Origin of the sequence: Desulfosediminicola ganghwensis (genome assembly GCF_005116675.2) — a bacterium.
Classification (GTDB): Bacteria; Desulfobacterota; Desulfobulbia; order Desulfobulbales; family Desulfocapsaceae; genus Desulfopila; species Desulfopila ganghwensis.
On sequence record NZ_CP050699.1, the window covers coordinates 3,283,630 to 3,298,738 of the forward strand.

Here is a 15,109-nt window from a genome sequence, read left to right on the forward strand (position 1 = left end):
TAAGGTTATCGGAGTAATTGCAATTTAAAATAATATTTTTATCTAATTCCCTATAAAGCTCAGCTTCGCGAATCTAGGCGTGAGGCGCAAGCAGTAAATATATGAATTAACAGCATAAAATTAAAAAAAGTGTTCCCCGCGATTCGATAGCATAAATCGATTCCAGGAGAGCCAATCCGCAACGACTCACACCTCTCTCCTCAACTTTTCAGGCTGAAGATGAGGGGTGATCTGCTTCTTCGCTTAACCAAATTCTTTCTCTCAGGGAACGGGAATACTGATTTTGAAGTATAGCAGTAAATAGAAAACTGGCAATCAGGTTGAGGTCGTTTATACGGAACAGGTATCACGCATGGAGCAGAGTTACTGATTATCAGATGCCCTTATCAAGTCTATTTTTCCTGTTATAAGAGTTGGATTACAGAAATGTCACGGAAGGCAAACCTTGTTTTTCCCATGATAGGAACTATGGTTAGCGCTGAATGATTATCTTTTCAAAGTCTATAGGATTCTTAAAAAAAAATACGAGTTTCAGAGAGTTGATCATGAAACATGTTCTATCTATTGGAGTTGCGTTCTTTTTTCTAGTTATAACCAGTTCACTGCATGCAGAGATGACGAATCAGGTGTGTATGGCTACGCCAGGGTGGCCGTCGGATCGCAGTGATCTGGAGGCTGATCCATCTCTTGTCCGCGGTACCCTGAATAATGGCATGCGCTATGTCATCAAGGAGAATTCTGAGCCGAAAAGCAGAGTGGCTATGTATCTGCTCATCAACGCAGGCTCGCTGAATGAGCTTGAATCACAAAGGGGAGTGGCTCATTTTCTTGAACATATGCTGTTTAACGGCAGCACCCACTTTAAACCTGGTGAATTGGTGAAGTTCTTTCAGGATATCGGTATGAATTTTGGCGGCGACACCAATGCATTCACCAGTTTTGATCAGACGGCATACAACATCATTCTGCCTGATGGGACCAGTGAAAATCTCGAAAAGGGATTCCTGGTACTCTCTGATTACGCAAGAAGAGCGCTGCTGCTGGAATCAGAAATAGATAGAGAGCGAGGAGTTATACTTTCAGAAAAGAGATCGAGGGATTCTGTCGGCTACCGGGCACGAGTCAAAGCGAGCGAGTTCAAATATGATGGGACCCTCCTGGCAACACGTCAACCGATAGGGCTCGAATCGGTGATAAAGGATGCAGACAGAGAACTGTTGAAATCATTTTATGACACATGGTATCGAACAGACAACATGGTGGTTGTGGTTGTCGGTGATGTGTCAAGTGAACAGGTGAAGCCCCTTCTTGAAGACGCGTTTTCGCCGCTTGAATCTCCAGAAGATGCCCCTGTGTGCCTTGATTTCGGAGCTGTAATCCATGCTGAAGACAAAGCCTATTATCATTATGATCCAGATCTGGGGAGTACAAATGTCTCTATAGACTCAATCTGGAACCTGACTCGTCGAAATGACAGTAAGGCTATGCAACGAGAAGAGGTGATACGGGTTGCGAACATCATGATGATGCAGAGACGTCTCAATAAACTGCAGGAAAGTGAAGGGGAACTCTTCTCGGGTATTGGTTACTATTCCGGAGATATGGTTCGAAAGCTCGGGTACTCGACCCTGAGTGCGAGTGTTGTTAATGGAAAATGGCAGGAAGGCCTCGAATATTTGGAAAATTATCTGAGGCAGGTGCTGGAATATGGATTTCAGGAGCAGGAATTTGAACTTGTGAAGAAAGAGCTCATTTCGATGTTGGAGCGTGCAGTGTTGACAGCCGACACCAAGCCGTCTCAAAAGATTGCCAGGTCGATAATGCGCGCGTTTGTCAGTGACAGGGTTATCATGTCCCCCCAGCAGGAGCTTGATCTGTATTCAGCCATGCTCGATGATTTAACTATGACAGAGATTAATGCTGGCATCAGAAAAGACTGGTCACAGGGGAACAGATTGGTCTCCGTTGAAGGCAGTACTGAAATCGCAGGTAATAAAGCTGAAGCGAAAATCCTCGACCAGTATCTTTTGGCAAAAACAAAAGCCGTTACACCTTATAAGGAGGATATCGTAGGGGAATTTCCGTATCTTACGATACCGGATGTTGATGACTCGATAGTCAAAGAACAGCATAGGATAGAATCGATAGATGCAGAGCGTATAATCTATGCGAATAATGTTTCGCTCATATTAAAACCCACTGAATTCAACGCAAATACCATCCAGCTGGTTCTTGATTTTGGTAGTGGTAAGCTTAGCGAGCCTAAACCGGGAATGGGGATGTTGGCCAATGATATAGTCAATGATTCCGGAACGGCTAATCTGACCAGTACTGCACTTGACGAATTACTCGCTGGAACCACCGTCCAGTTAAACTTTGAGGTGCGTGAGGACAGTTTCAGACTTTCAGGGAGCAGTCTTACCAAAGATTCTGAGCTCCTGTTCCAATTGCTCTATACCCTGCTCAATGACCCTGGTTTTCGTGAAAGATCCTACACGATTGCACGTAATCAGCTAAAAGAAATGTATGACAGTATTGCAAATGAGGCGGAAGGCGCAAAGGCCTCGGGTGTGGAGCGGTTTTTTGCCGGCGGAGACGAGAGGGTGGGATTGCCGCCCTGGGAGGATGTTGAGGCGATCAGCCTGAAAGAGATAGAGGCGTGGCTCGTTCCTCAATTTGCCGCTGGCGGTGTCGAGGTGGCCGTTGTAGGTGATTTTGATCCTGAAAGAATAAAAGAACTCGCACGGACGTATCTGGGGGGACTTGAAAAGAGAGAACCCATCTCCGGCACCAGCTCAACATTAACTTTTCCGAGAGGGCAGCAGCATGTAGAACTGGTCAACTCTCAGATCGATAAATCAATTGTAGTCGTGGCGTGGCCTACTGATGATTTTTGGGATATTAACAGGACAAGGCGACTCAATGTGCTTGCCGGAATCTTTCGTGAGAGGCTGCGACAGGTTGTTCGGGAGAAGCTCGGCGCAACCTATTCACCAGTGGTGTTCAGCGCTCCAAGCAGAGTGTATACTGATTACGGTCGATTGCAGGCAGAAGTGGTTGTGGCGCCGGGCAAGGAAAATGAGATCATCAAGGAGATAACGACCATTGCCAGGGAGTTGAGCACGAAGCCAGTTCCCAAAGAAGAACTCGATAGAGTTATTGAACCTTACCTTACCTCTCTAAGGGACGCAGTGAACAGCAATCCATATTGGCTCAGGTCTGTCCTGGCAAATTCAACACGGCATCCGGAGCAGCTCGAATGGCCTGCGTCCATTCTTACAGATTTTCAGGGGATCACAACCGGGGATGTTGAATCGCTGGCAAAACAGTATTTGTTACCCGATGCTGCAGCTACTGCCGTGATTAAACAGGCAGAGTCGAAAAATAACGCTCAAGCGGATACCGGAAAACCAGCTGACTAATCCCGCTATTGCCTGCTTGTATAGTAGCAACACTAAAAAACCGTAACTTCCTTTACTATCGGAGTTACGGTTTTTTTTGCTGAATATCTGCCAAGAGGACAATGTCTCAGCCGACAACCCATAGAGCCAGATCTTCCGTCTGCATTATTGTCCGCCTGGCAACACCTCCAAGAAATCCTTTGCTCTCTCTTGCCGGGCGCCTGCCGATAACTATTGTGCCACAGTCATTTTTTCTGGCACTGCTTATAATCGCTGAGCTTTCTTCAAGGGCTTTGGGTTGTGGCAGGGTTATAATGCATTTTGGAGGAATCCCAGCTTCTGTTAACAGGTCAGTGGGGCCTGTGAACATGCAGCCGTTTCCTGACAGGTTGGCATCACACCAGTCTTTACCCCACTTGTCATAGAAATCCTCGGGGCGACATGCTGGCGGTGGAGAGAGGTAACCCCTTGCGTGGAAAAGATAAAAGCAGAGATCATCTCTGCCTGCAAAAATATGGGAGAGATGATCGATGGCCATCAGTGATGATGGTGTGCCGTCTACGGGCACAAGAAATTTCTTTGATTTGATTTCACCATCGATGATCCAGAGCGGAATAGAGTGACAGCTATCGAAGAGTGTGGAGGAGACAGAACCCATCAGCAACTCGCCCACAAACCCGACTCCGCGCCGTGCTATGACGAGGCTGTCTACGAGATTTTGTTCCGCCACCTGTTGGATGGAAGTAGCTATTGTTGCAGCCCTGTGATGAATCCGCGAAATCCGTTCGGCCGGGAGTTTAAGATCAATAAGCTTCTGGTGCGCTTTTTCAAGCAGCCTGCTGCCCTTAAGAGCTTGTTTGCTGAGCGGGCGATCAGGTATGAGTGAATGTTGCGGATTTTCCGGTTCGGCGAAACATCTGGAGCTGCTGTCACAATGGAGAATACATATCTCTATGTCATGCTGATCAGCGAAAAGATGGGCTGTGTAATCAAGTGAAAGAAAGCTGTTTATAGAGTCATCAAGCGCGACCAGTATTTTTTTCTTCATTGCAACCCTCCTCAGCGTAAGCTCCTTTTTATACAGAGTAAGACTGATACCGGGAGTGAGTCAAATGTTTATTCTCAGGGTTGTGGGACAACATAAATGCATCAGGCCCGCCGGGGGGGATGCCGGCGGGCGGGAGTTCAGTCAGGCGGCCGTGGCGATTTGTCGGAGTTGAACTGCTGCCCCTTCGCGCTTGCGCACAATGATAGTAGAGAAATAATGTGGATTTTCAGGTACTTTTGATAAATCTTCTATGATACGCTGATCGGTCATACCTGCTTTCTCTACGTAGACTGCATTGCTGGTGAGTCCGGTCTCCCGCAGCAGTCTGCAGACACGATCCATCACCCTGTGAACTTTCATGAGTACAATGGCGTCATACTCAAGCAGGGCGTTTCTGAGCTTTTCTTCAGAAAAGGTGGCGGGAACAACGGCGAGCAGATCATCACCCAGACATATCGGGGTTGCAGTGGAAGCAGAGCAACTGGACATAGCTGAGATGCCGGAAACAAACTCAACATGTACATCTTCCCTTAAGGAACAGATTGTCTCGTAGAGATAATAGCCGGTTGAGTAGATCGCAGGGTCACCGAGGGTAGGAAAGACCACATTTTTGCCAGCATCAAGCAATGAAAGAATTGTTTCCGCTGCTTTTTGCCAGGCGACCTCAATTTCCGGATGCAGTTTTTCACCCAGGCGAACCTTCTTCATGGGGAAATAGAGTTCAAAAACTTCCTTTTCACTGACATCTACTGCTTGCTGAACAATGGAAAGGGCTGTGGAACTACCGTTTTTGGAGCCCTTGGGAGCAGCCACAGCCGGACAACTCTTGATTGTGTTTACAGCTTTAATCGTTAGTAACTCAGGGTCACCTGGGCCTGTGCCGACGATAAATAGAGTAGATCGCATTTTTTTTACCTTCATTGCCATTTTTGCAATTGGGTCTGAGGAGTGAAAAGAGGTTCATGGCTGGCTACATCAGGCTGTTCCCGTCTCAGTACAGGGTACAGCGCTGATTGGATTTTACTAATGCCTGTGAGTAGCCGCATGGTGGGACGTGAAACAAGTTCTTCATCAACTAAAAAGACAGAATTCGTCTGTAATGCTTTTATGAGCTGAAAGCCGGGTTCGTTGTATATATCTGTAAGACTTACCCTGTTCATCCTGCCTGTCTGACTGAGGTAAATATCTATTTCATTGGCCTTGGCGAGAATACGCTCCTTTCCGTAAGGGGCTATATTGCTGTTGTTTCTGGCAACAGCGTCATTGGCAATATTCAGGCCTCCCCCAGTCTCAAGAGCGAACATCGATATAGCGTCCGGGGCGAAGGTTTTCATTTTGGAGTGAATAGCCTCGAAATAAACGCGTGGTCGCTCTTCCCTTGGAACCGGGATACTATCTTCCAGCTGATCAAGGGCGAGGGTAAACTGCTGTACCATTTTGTCCGCTTCGGTGGTTTTGCCAGTCAGAAGTCCAAGCAGTCGCCAGTAGTCAAACATCTGATCGATATTAGTAGGCTGCAGGGATACAACAGTAATTCCGGCCGAGCGGAGCTTGGAGATAAGCTCTGGCACTGAGCGTGATATCATGGGGCGGATAAGAATCAGGTCCGGCCTGGCGGCAAGAAATTTTTCCGTATTGTCACGATAACTGAAACGATTCTTATCAGAAATTGAGGCTGGGTAGTTATCTGAACGGCCAATACCGATAAACTCCTCGTCACAACCTAAAAAAGCGAGGTTTTCAGTGTGAGCGGGATAAAGGGAAATGATCCTGCTGAATGGCTTGTCAAATCGGATGGTGCTTCCCTCATCGTCCGTAATTTCGGTCATCTGGGCGAAGGCTGACTGGCCATATAGAGCGAAGCTCAATAGACAAATCAACACCCCGAGTTTACTCATCCTCTTAATGTTCATTGTTGTACCTGTACTGTATATGCGGATTTCCCAGGGCCTGATGTACGATATCGGCATGAACCCTGAAAACAGTTTGCAGTAATTCAGAAGTGAGAATGTCTTCAACAGAGCCGGATGCTGCTATTTGCCCATTTTCCATAACAATAAGCTCATCACAGTAGGCAGCAGCGAGATCGAGGTCATGGATAGCTCCAACTACAGTTATCGAGTCATGGTCTACTCTTTCCCGAAGTGCCTGCATAATATCTATGGAATGCCGGACATCGAGGCTTGCTGTGGGTTCATCAAGTACAAGGACTTCGGTGTTCTGGGCAAGCGCCCGTGCCACCAGTACTCTTTGCCTTTCGCCACCTGAAAGCCTGGTTACCATTCGGTTACGGAGTTGGTAAATGTCAAGTGTCTTAATGGCTTCCATAACCAGGTCGATATCTTTTTGCGAAGGTGTGCCGAACCTGTCAATAAACGGGTGTCGGCCCATCATTACCACTTCAAAGACGGAGTATTCGAAATGAAGTGCCACGTTCTGGGGTACAAATGAAAGCACTTTAGCAAGATCAAGTTTTGGCAGGCGGTGGACTACAGTTCCACGCAGCTGCACCTTGCCTCGGGTTGGCTGTCGGCTGCCGTTTAACAGGTTGATGAGTGTAGTTTTTCCGCTGCCGTTGGGGCCGATAAGCCCATACATTTTCCCCTTTTTTAACTGAAAATTAAGCCCTGAAAGGCAGGGGTGATTGCGGTATTGGTAATAGCAATCGGATACCTGGTAGACGATGGAACTGTTTTCAGGCATATCCCCTCCCAAGCTGGCGTTTTCTGAAGATGTAACAGAAGAAGGGGCCACCGATAAGCGCAGTCAATACTCCGATTGGTATTTCGTGGGGAAGAATTGCGCGGGTAACGGTGTCCGCGACCAGCAGCAGGATAGAACCGGCAAGAAATGACGCAGGTAAAAGAATCCTGTTATCAGGCCCTGTTATCATTCGAAGCATATGGGGAACAATGAGGCCGACAAAGCCGATGACACCAGATACAGCGACACAGATCGCTGTAATAAGAGAAGCACTTATCAGGAGTTGCCTGCGGATTTTGGCACTATCCACTCCGAGAGTGTCAGCGGTGGTGGTGCCTAGCGCCATAATATTGAGATCCCTGGCATAGTAGCAACAAAAGAGCAGACATGGAGCTAGAATCAGTAAAAGAAGCCCTGCATCGTGCCACGATTTACCGATAAATGAGCCCATCAACCAGAAAATGATAACACCCACCTCTTCGTCAGCCATGTATTTTATAAAGCCGATTCCCGCTGAGAGTATTGCTGCTACAATAACGCCCGAAAGGATAAGGGTATTTGAGGAAAGTTGCGGATCGTCCGAAGAAAGATAAAACACCGCTCCAAGTGTTGTAACAGCTCCAATAAATGCAAAAAAGGGAACTAAATATGAGACAGGCAGGGATATGCCGATAATCGATAGTATAAAGGCTGTAGAAGCACCAAATGCCGCACCGGATGAAATGCCGAGAGTATACGGGTCGGCCAGAGGGTTAAGCAGTATTGCCTGAAATATACCTCCGGCAAGGGCGAGGCCTCCTCCGACAAGGGCCGCAACGAGTATGCGCGGCAACCGTACATCCATGATGATGACAGAGTTGGTGGTATTTACAGCTGCACTGAGCCCTGGTTGATCGAAAAGCGTCTGCCAGAGTGTTGCGATAACATCGGCTGCAGATATGCTGATATAGCCCATACCGGTTGCAGTGATAATTACAGCAACGAGTACAGTTATCAGTGAGCCAAAAAGTAGTTTTGCCTTGCCGCGCATTACTCTCCTTAAAATAAAAAGCAAAATCCGGACAGCAAACAAAATACCAGGGAACCGGGGCAATGTTCATTTAAGCAATTAACACACCAGCATATACTGAAGAAAGTGCAGGCAGTAGTATTCAGCAAGTGCGAAAAAACAAAAAAAAATCCCGAATCACTCTAACAGTGATCCGGGATAGCCCTGGTTATCCGAAATCGATGTGCTGGAAAAATCTGTCCGCGATTTACTCCAGCATATTTTCAGGCAGGTCTTCTGACTCCCGGATCATCCTCTCCCCAGGCCTTCCCATCCTGTAATGGACAGTGGCATAGTTCCGGGGGTTGTCACCGGTTACAGCGGCGGGCCCGTCTTCGATTTTCACGAAGTTCCCTTTTCAGCTCAAAGGCGTATGCATTTCCTTATTATGAGCACCTGAATGTATAGTTATTCGTTACCCAGATAGAAAGGGGATGTCAAGTGTCAAAAAGGGAGGATTGATTATAAATTCTGAGTATATTGAAGTTTTTCGGCTATACATGATTTTTTGTTTGACGTTTTGTCCGATGATTGAACACCATCAGTGGTGGGGATAATTCGCAATTGTATAGTGCCAGGGAGGTATATCATGGATAAGACCGATCTGTCACACGACGTAGACGGCAAAGCTGGGGTTGGTGGAAGTAACGTCAAAATTTGCAGGCTTGGAAGACACTATGAGAGATAGTCAGTGTCGAACTTCAGCTGGGAGTGGCACGAGATGATACTTCTTGCAGAGTAAGGTCAGGCCCAGTAGTACGCCTAACGTCAATTCAACCTGGTCGGAAGAATTGAAAAAGCCGGGGCAGCGTGTTGAGCTGCCCTGGCTTTTTCTTTTTATAAGGTCAGGTAGTAGTAGATGAGGCCTACCATGATAAGACTGATCACCCGAAAAGACTGGCTGCATACGATAAGTTGTGCGGCTACCCTGGGTTTAAAGATACCGGCATAATACGGGAATTGATGGCGAAATGCCCTCAGGGGTGACGACAGGATATTGCCTACCAGTAAGGCGAGTATGATTTCTCTTTGAGATAATGCTCCTTGCTGCAGCAACGCTCCGGCAGCGGCCAGACCGGCGGTCAGTTCAGCTGCAAGGTGCAGGGTGATGATCCCCATAGCCTGCGGGGAAAGCCACGGAATCCAAGCAAGGTACCCGGCTGCAAGCTCTTCGAGTTCACGAAAATATCCGATGCGATGTACTATAAATATAATGATATAGATCGGTACCGTGAACTTGATGATTTTGCGGATACGTCGCTTAAAGCGTTTCCAGCTTTTTTCCCACGCCCCCTGCCAGTCAATTCCCTTATTCTCAGTTGTTTCGTGTGGAGAGGCCGATATGTCAGGCTTCGGCAGAATGAACCGGCTGATGACCACAATTAAACCTGTGCGAAGTACCGCTGCGCCTAATGTGATGCTTATATAAATGAAAGCGGCACCGTGGATAAGTGGAACGGTGATGAAAAATATGGTCGGCAAATGAACAAAGTAGGTCGGCAGACTGTTGAACAGGTTGGCGAGAATCAGTTCTTTTCTGGAAAGCTGTTTTTTGTCATATGCTTCGGCAAGCAGGGTGTTTGCTGCAACACCTGAAAATATTGCCATTGAAAATGAAGCTCCGGCAGTATTCGACATGTTGCCAAGCTGGACAAGAGGTCTGGCGAGTGAGGCTATCCATCGGGTCCAATTAAGGGCTTCGATCAAATTGGCGACAATGAGACCGATGGAAATGAAAATAAGAAGTCGAATCAGGGGCCAGCAGAGCTGACCCCACAGCATGACAAAGAATTCCGGTGTTATCTCCATATGGATGATCCGTAACTAAAAAAAAAATAAATAGCCGAGTTACCGAAGAACAGTCTGGTTATTCAGTACCTTGACAACACAGTGTGTTCTATTCGGGTAGTTGTAACATTGAGTCGGCATAAATGCCATTGGGATCATTCATGATCAGGAGATCTCTGACCTGATGCTGCATCTTTCGATAGATGTTTACCAGAAAAGACGACGCAAAAAAGTCAGGAAAAACAGAAATAGTCGCATTGGTCAGCTGTTTGATGAGTTTGTCACGAACAGATATCTCTCTTTTAATGTAAACTGTCGAATAATCGTCCAAACCGGCAAGCTCTGCCGCAGCGACGACAGCGTCTGAGAGGCCGCCAAGCTCGTCGACCAGATCGATTTCCTTTGCCTTCATGCCTGAAAAAACACGCCCTTCGGCAATGAGTTCCATTCGATCCTGCTCAATTCCACGGCCATTCTCCACAATAGAGAGAAACCTTTCATAGCCGTTTTCAACAGTAAGCTGGATTGATCGCCTGAGGCTCTCCGGCAGCGGCTGGGTTACGTTCAGACCAGCTGAGAGGCTGGTGGTGCCGACGCCGTCACTGTATACGCCAATTTCGGCAAGAGTATCTTCGAAGGTCGGTATGGCGCCGAAAATACCGATTGAGCCGGTGAGAGTTGTGGGAGAAGCCCAGATCTGATCAGCATCAGCCGAAATCCAGTATGCGCCGGAAGCGGCGAGTGCACCCATAGAGACCACAATCGGTTTACCTGCCTCTTTTAGTTCAAGAACCTCCTGTCGGATGATCTCGGAGGCGAAGGCTGAACCACCACCGGAATTTATTCTCAATACCACCGCTTTTACAGATTGATTTTCCCGGGCATCCCGCAGGAGTTTGCCAAGTGATTCACTGCCGATCACCCCTGCAGGCTGGTTACCTCCGACGATTTTTCCCTCAGCAACAACGATGCCGATTACATCTCCGTTATTATTGTAGGAATTGTAAGACTGATCAACAAAACTGAGATAGTTATTGAGCGTAATCAGATTTTCACTGGCGTTATCTGTGGCTTTTTTGAGGAATCGCTTGAAATCGTTGTGAGTCAGAACTTTGTCCACCAGACCATTATCGAGGGCCAGTTGCGCAGTGTCTCCACCTGCGGCAGCAAGGTTGGTGGCAATATTTTCAATATAATTGGGTATAACTTCAGGCGAAAAACCACGCTGGAGGGCTATGCTGCCTGAAAAGCTCTCCCAAAGATCATTGAGCCATTGGCTATTCTGACTTCTGGCGTACTCGGACATCGAGTTTCGGGTGAAGGGTTCAAGAGCTGATTTATAGTCGCCAACCTTGAATACATGATAATTTACTTTAAGTTTGTCGATGGCCTCTTTGAAATAGAGTGGGTAGGTGCCGAAACCGTGCAGATCAACACCGCCCATGGGGTTGACTATAATGGTATCTGCATAGGAGGCGAGGTAGTACTGTTTCTGGGTATAAAAGTCTTCTGAAGCATAGACCTTTTTCCCTTTTTGGCGAAAAGCGTTCAGCGCTTCACCTATGGTGTTCATCTGGTTGAGGCCTGCAGCACCCAGATTTTTCAAATCGAGAAGAATAGCTGTGATAGCGTTATCGTCTGCAGCGGTCTCGATTGCATCAATTACGTCCTGGAGAAGCACATAGCGTTGTTTCTGCTCAGAGCCTGCCAGGGAGTCCACGGCGCTGGTTAAAGCATCTGTTGTGGGAGGCTCTTCGACTATGTCACCGCTCAGGTTGAGGTGAAGGAGTGAGTTGTCATTGAGTTGTGGTGCATCAGAACTGAAGATCCCGACAACGAGAACAAAAAGGATAAAGAGAAACACCAGGTTGATCAGGGTATTACGTATAACGCTTATGGTCCGGCCGGTATATTTGAAAATATTGGCAATAGCTTTGATGAGGTCTTTCATTCAGTCACTGTATATGGGGAATAATTTTAAGATTTTAAATATATAATTTGATAGAGATTAATCATTTTTGTCAGACTATACAAGCAGTGCATCGTTAGAACTAAGGTAATGTCTGCCGATCTACCTTGTCCGGAAAAGGCAGACGTAATTGGATCGGGCTGGAGTTGAGTTGAAACAGCCCTGACACAGTCACACCGAGAAGTCGTATCTTTTGTCTGCCGGCTTCAGTGTTTTCAAGTAATTTTGGTATGTAAAAACCTATATCCCTGGTGTTGATCAGTGGTGTTCTGGAAGTGATGGAACGGGTGATCGTAGTAAAATCATGGTAGCGGATTTTGATGGAAATCGTATGGGCACCCATGCATTTTTTCTGCATGGTGTCGATCACAGAATGAGCCTGCTCTTTCAGGATATGCTGAATCAGCTCCATGTCAAGAATGTCTTCCGACAGGGTTGTTTCGCTACCTATTGACTTGCGTTCCCTGGAGCTTTTAACAGGGCGGGGATCGAGTCCGCGACAAATACTGTGGAAATATCCACCCTGCTTACCGAAATGAAAAGTAAGTTCTTCGAGGGTAAATCTTCGCAGGTCGCCTCCTGTTTTGACGCCGATTCGTTCCATTTTCTTTTCTGTCGCTGCCCCGACTCCATAAAATTTGCCGATAGGAAGCGTGGCAAGAAAATCGAGAACTTCTGCCGGTGGTATCACTTTGATACCGTTTGGTTTATTTATGTCGGAGGCGACTTTGGCGATAAACTTGTTACAGCTGACTCCTGCGGAAGCGGTTAAACCTGTCTTTTCAAATATATCTTTCCGTATCAATTCAGCCAAAAGAGAGGCTGAAGGTTCATCGAGGTGATTCTCGGTAAGATCAAGAAATGCTTCATCCACCGAAAGCTGTTCTACTAAGTCGGTGTACTTGAAAAAAATCTCCATTATCCAGGCAGAAATCTCCCGGTAGCGATCCATACGTGGTCTGGTAAAGATTGCCTGGGGGCAGAGGCGGACAGCTTTCGCACAGGACATTGCGGAGCGAACACCAAATTTGCGGGCTTCATAGGAGCAGGCGGCAACTACGCCACGACTATGGGGATTGCCACCCACTATGACTGCTTTTCCCATGAGTTCAGGGTTGTCAAGCTGTTCAACGGAGGCGAAAAAAGCGTCCATGTCTATATGAACTATTTTTCTGTTACTGTTCATCTATAAAGCTGGCTGTCTTGATGAAATATTTAATAAACGTGCAGGGGATCAATTGTGGTCAAAATGACTCAAGCGGCTTTATAAAGCTTATGACAAAACAATGAGGTATAAAAATATGTTGATGGCTTGAGCGTACCAGAATACGTTGTCTGGATAAAGCAGGTTGCCACTTATAACGCTCATAGTACTCTGTAGCAACCGTTCGATGGAAGGATTTCTTTGTAGTTAAACAGTAAGCGGATATGGAAGTATGGACAAATTTACAGCCATAGCATCGAGTAAACTTTTTCAGGGATTGCCACGGCAGCAGTTGGAAGAGGTTGAAAAAATTGCTATCGAGAGAACTTTCGGCAGGGGCGAGACGGTTTTCTTCGAAGGCGATGAAGGCAACGGTTTCTATATTGTAAAGAGCGGGAAGATTAAAATATCTAAAGTCTCTCTGCAGGGTAAAGAGCAGATCCTCGGTATTTTCAATGCAGGCGAGCCTTTTGGTGAGGTTCCGGTCTTTCATGGTCAGCCATTTCCTGCCAATGCAGAGAGCCTGGCCAAAACCACGTTGCTCTTTTTTCCGAGAAAAGAGTTTGTGGCAATCCTTAACCGGACGCCTTCAATTGCCCTGAATATGCTGGCGACACTCTCCATGCGGTTAAGGCAGTTTACCAGTCAGATAGAGGCGTTATCTCTCAAGGAAGTTCCTGCCAGGCTTGCTTCATACTTGCTCTATCTTTCAAGTGAACAAGGGGGGAGTGATACTGTTGAACTCCAGATCTCCAAGGGGCAATTGGCGAGTTTGCTTGGCACCATTCCTGAAACGCTATCCAGGATATTTGCCAGGATGAGCGAGGAAGGATTGATCGAAGTACAAGGCAAGACAATTCGTTTGCTCGATAAGGAAGCGCTTGCAGAGCGATGACCGGGACAGGGTGCGTTTCCTTTTCACCACTCTTTTATCTATTTTTTGTTTCTTTTGGTGCCTGTGTGGGTGAAGGCGTTGGCAATCATTCTGTAGTGTGTGTCTTTATCGATACCTATTTCCTTGCCGCAACGGCAGTGAATTTTGTGGCCGATAGTTTCTGTTTCAAACCACTTCTTAATTCGGTCTTTATGACAGCGAACGACATGGCCATGGCCGATTTTGTCATACTTCCAGAGTTTTCTCCTGCAGGCGGCACAATGTATGGTCAGCATCTTTACGGTGGGTTTTAGATTTTTTGACGGATTCGGTTGAGTTCATCGGGTGAGGAAAATTTGAAAAAGCGGACTTTGCGACTTCTGGGGAACTCACGTTTGAGGATTGGCTTGAGAAATTTAGCCAGGTCGGAAATGGTGACACGTGTCTCTTCTTCACGGTAGCCTCGTTCCTTTACAGAGATGGTCTTTTCATCGATTCGTAAAAGTGCAACGGTGCGGTTGCGTTTGTAGGAGAGTATCTCCACTCCTCCGTCAACCGGGCTTTTCTGGATGAAACGAATTGCGTCGTGCAGTGCGGTATCTATATTAACCAGGGCCATGAAATACGTGATGTCAGTTAGAAATCCGGTTCAGTTTTGAGCGGGACGGTTCCGGGATCTCATTGATCCCGCATCCCCTTGTCAGTGCGCACATGGCGAGCTGCGGCTCGTCCATATAAACCCTGTAATCATGCGAGGAGATAATCGATTTGTCAACAGGATTGATCATCCTGGCGGAGAAGGAAGTGGTCCCTTCTCCGGAGGTGATGATTGAGGGAAGGGTGCCGACCAGGATGGCCGAAGTTGTTGTCGAAGAAGAAATCTTTTCGTTATCTCGGGAGAGTATGGTCTCACCGGAACCTTCTGTGATAGGCAGATCACGAAATGCTTCATCAGAGGCGCCGGATTGTTCAGCCTGGCATGGAGTATCTTCATCACCACAGGTTGCCCTTAGGAAGACCGGGTGATCAGATCACGATGGCTGTTCAGGATGAGCACGTTATTGACGCGATCGG

14 protein-coding genes and 1 riboswitch are annotated in these 15,109 nt (G+C 47.0%); of the genes, 4 read left to right on the forward strand and 10 right to left on the reverse strand.

The genetic code is table 11. From position 1 onward, the window contains the following. Window positions 1-545: 545 nt before the first annotated feature. Window positions 546-3,422, forward strand: coding sequence for a M16 family metallopeptidase (locus FCL45_RS13940; RefSeq protein WP_167495659.1), 2,877 nt, complete (start codon window positions 546-548; stop codon window positions 3,420-3,422). A gap of 106 nt (window positions 3,423-3,528) precedes the next feature. On the opposite strand, the gene FCL45_RS13945 is transcribed toward FCL45_RS13940, so the two are convergent. The 8 genes from FCL45_RS13945 to dinB form a co-directional block, all read right to left on the reverse strand. Continuing rightward, window positions 3,529-4,449 carry a universal stress protein gene (locus tag FCL45_RS13945; RefSeq protein ID WP_136795873.1) on the reverse strand — a complete coding sequence of 307 codons (921 nt, stop codon included), beginning with the start codon at window positions 4,447-4,449 and terminating at the stop codon, window positions 3,529-3,531. A gap of 141 nt (window positions 4,450-4,590) precedes the next feature. Continuing rightward, the gene (cobI, locus tag FCL45_RS13950) at window positions 4,591-5,355 is read right to left on the reverse strand and encodes a precorrin-2 C(20)-methyltransferase (protein WP_136795872.1); all 765 of its coding nucleotides are present in this window, start codon (window positions 5,353-5,355) and stop codon (window positions 4,591-4,593) included. 11 nt (window positions 5,356-5,366) lie between these two features. Beyond that, entirely contained in the window at window positions 5,367-6,362 is a 996-nt protein-coding gene (locus tag FCL45_RS13955; RefSeq protein WP_228721335.1) for an ABC transporter substrate-binding protein, read from the reverse strand. Next, window positions 6,352-7,152 carry an ABC transporter ATP-binding protein gene (locus FCL45_RS13960; RefSeq protein ID WP_136795871.1) on the reverse strand — a complete coding sequence of 267 codons (801 nt, stop codon included), beginning with the start codon at window positions 7,150-7,152 and terminating at the stop codon, window positions 6,352-6,354. Before FCL45_RS13960 ends, FCL45_RS13955 begins: the two co-directional genes overlap by 11 nt. Continuing rightward, window positions 7,145-8,182 (reverse strand): FecCD family ABC transporter permease, encoded by a 1,038-nt coding sequence (locus FCL45_RS13965; protein ID WP_136795870.1) that lies wholly within the window; start codon window positions 8,180-8,182, stop codon window positions 7,145-7,147. The genes FCL45_RS13960 and FCL45_RS13965 overlap by 8 nt, the downstream gene beginning before the upstream one ends. A gap of 228 nt (window positions 8,183-8,410) precedes the next feature. Then, a riboswitch (cobalamin riboswitch) is annotated at window positions 8,411-8,615 on the reverse strand. A 422-nt stretch (window positions 8,616-9,037) separates the two neighbouring features. Further along, window positions 9,038-10,009 carry a hypothetical protein gene (locus FCL45_RS13970; RefSeq protein ID WP_167495658.1) on the reverse strand — a complete coding sequence of 324 codons (972 nt, stop codon included), beginning with the start codon at window positions 10,007-10,009 and terminating at the stop codon, window positions 9,038-9,040. Between the two features lie 88 nt (window positions 10,010-10,097). Then, window positions 10,098-11,939 carry a signal peptide peptidase SppA gene (sppA, locus tag FCL45_RS13975; RefSeq protein ID WP_136795869.1) on the reverse strand — a complete coding sequence of 614 codons (1,842 nt, stop codon included), beginning with the start codon at window positions 11,937-11,939 and terminating at the stop codon, window positions 10,098-10,100. 100 nt (window positions 11,940-12,039) lie between these two features. Continuing rightward, entirely contained in the window at window positions 12,040-13,143 is a 1,104-nt protein-coding gene (gene dinB, locus FCL45_RS13980) for a DNA polymerase IV (protein ID WP_136795868.1), read from the reverse strand. 250 nt (window positions 13,144-13,393) lie between these two features. Between dinB and FCL45_RS13985 the strand changes: the two genes are divergently transcribed. Continuing rightward, window positions 13,394-14,056 carry a Crp/Fnr family transcriptional regulator gene (locus FCL45_RS13985; protein WP_136795867.1) on the forward strand — a complete coding sequence of 221 codons (663 nt, stop codon included), beginning with the start codon at window positions 13,394-13,396 and terminating at the stop codon, window positions 14,054-14,056. Further along, window positions 14,053-14,349 carry a hypothetical protein gene (locus FCL45_RS13990; RefSeq protein WP_153305536.1) on the forward strand — a complete coding sequence of 99 codons (297 nt, stop codon included), beginning with the start codon at window positions 14,053-14,055 and terminating at the stop codon, window positions 14,347-14,349. Before FCL45_RS13985 ends, FCL45_RS13990 begins: the two co-directional genes overlap by 4 nt. Here the strand turns inward: FCL45_RS13990 and FCL45_RS13995 are convergent. Beyond that, window positions 14,346-14,654 (reverse strand): hypothetical protein, encoded by a 309-nt coding sequence (locus FCL45_RS13995; RefSeq protein WP_136795865.1) that lies wholly within the window; start codon window positions 14,652-14,654, stop codon window positions 14,346-14,348. The two genes, FCL45_RS13990 and FCL45_RS13995, sit on opposite strands and share 4 nt — an antisense overlap. A gap of 13 nt (window positions 14,655-14,667) precedes the next feature. After that, entirely contained in the window at window positions 14,668-14,916 is a 249-nt protein-coding gene (locus tag FCL45_RS25320) for a hypothetical protein (RefSeq protein WP_420811235.1), read from the reverse strand. Here FCL45_RS25320 and FCL45_RS24615 point away from each other — a divergent pair. Next, a complete protein-coding gene (locus FCL45_RS24615; RefSeq protein WP_136795864.1) occupies window positions 14,804-15,061 on the forward strand; it encodes a hypothetical protein in 258 nt (85 codons plus the stop codon). The genes FCL45_RS25320 and FCL45_RS24615 overlap by 113 nt on opposite strands. The last annotated feature ends 48 nt before the right edge of the window (window positions 15,062-15,109 follow it).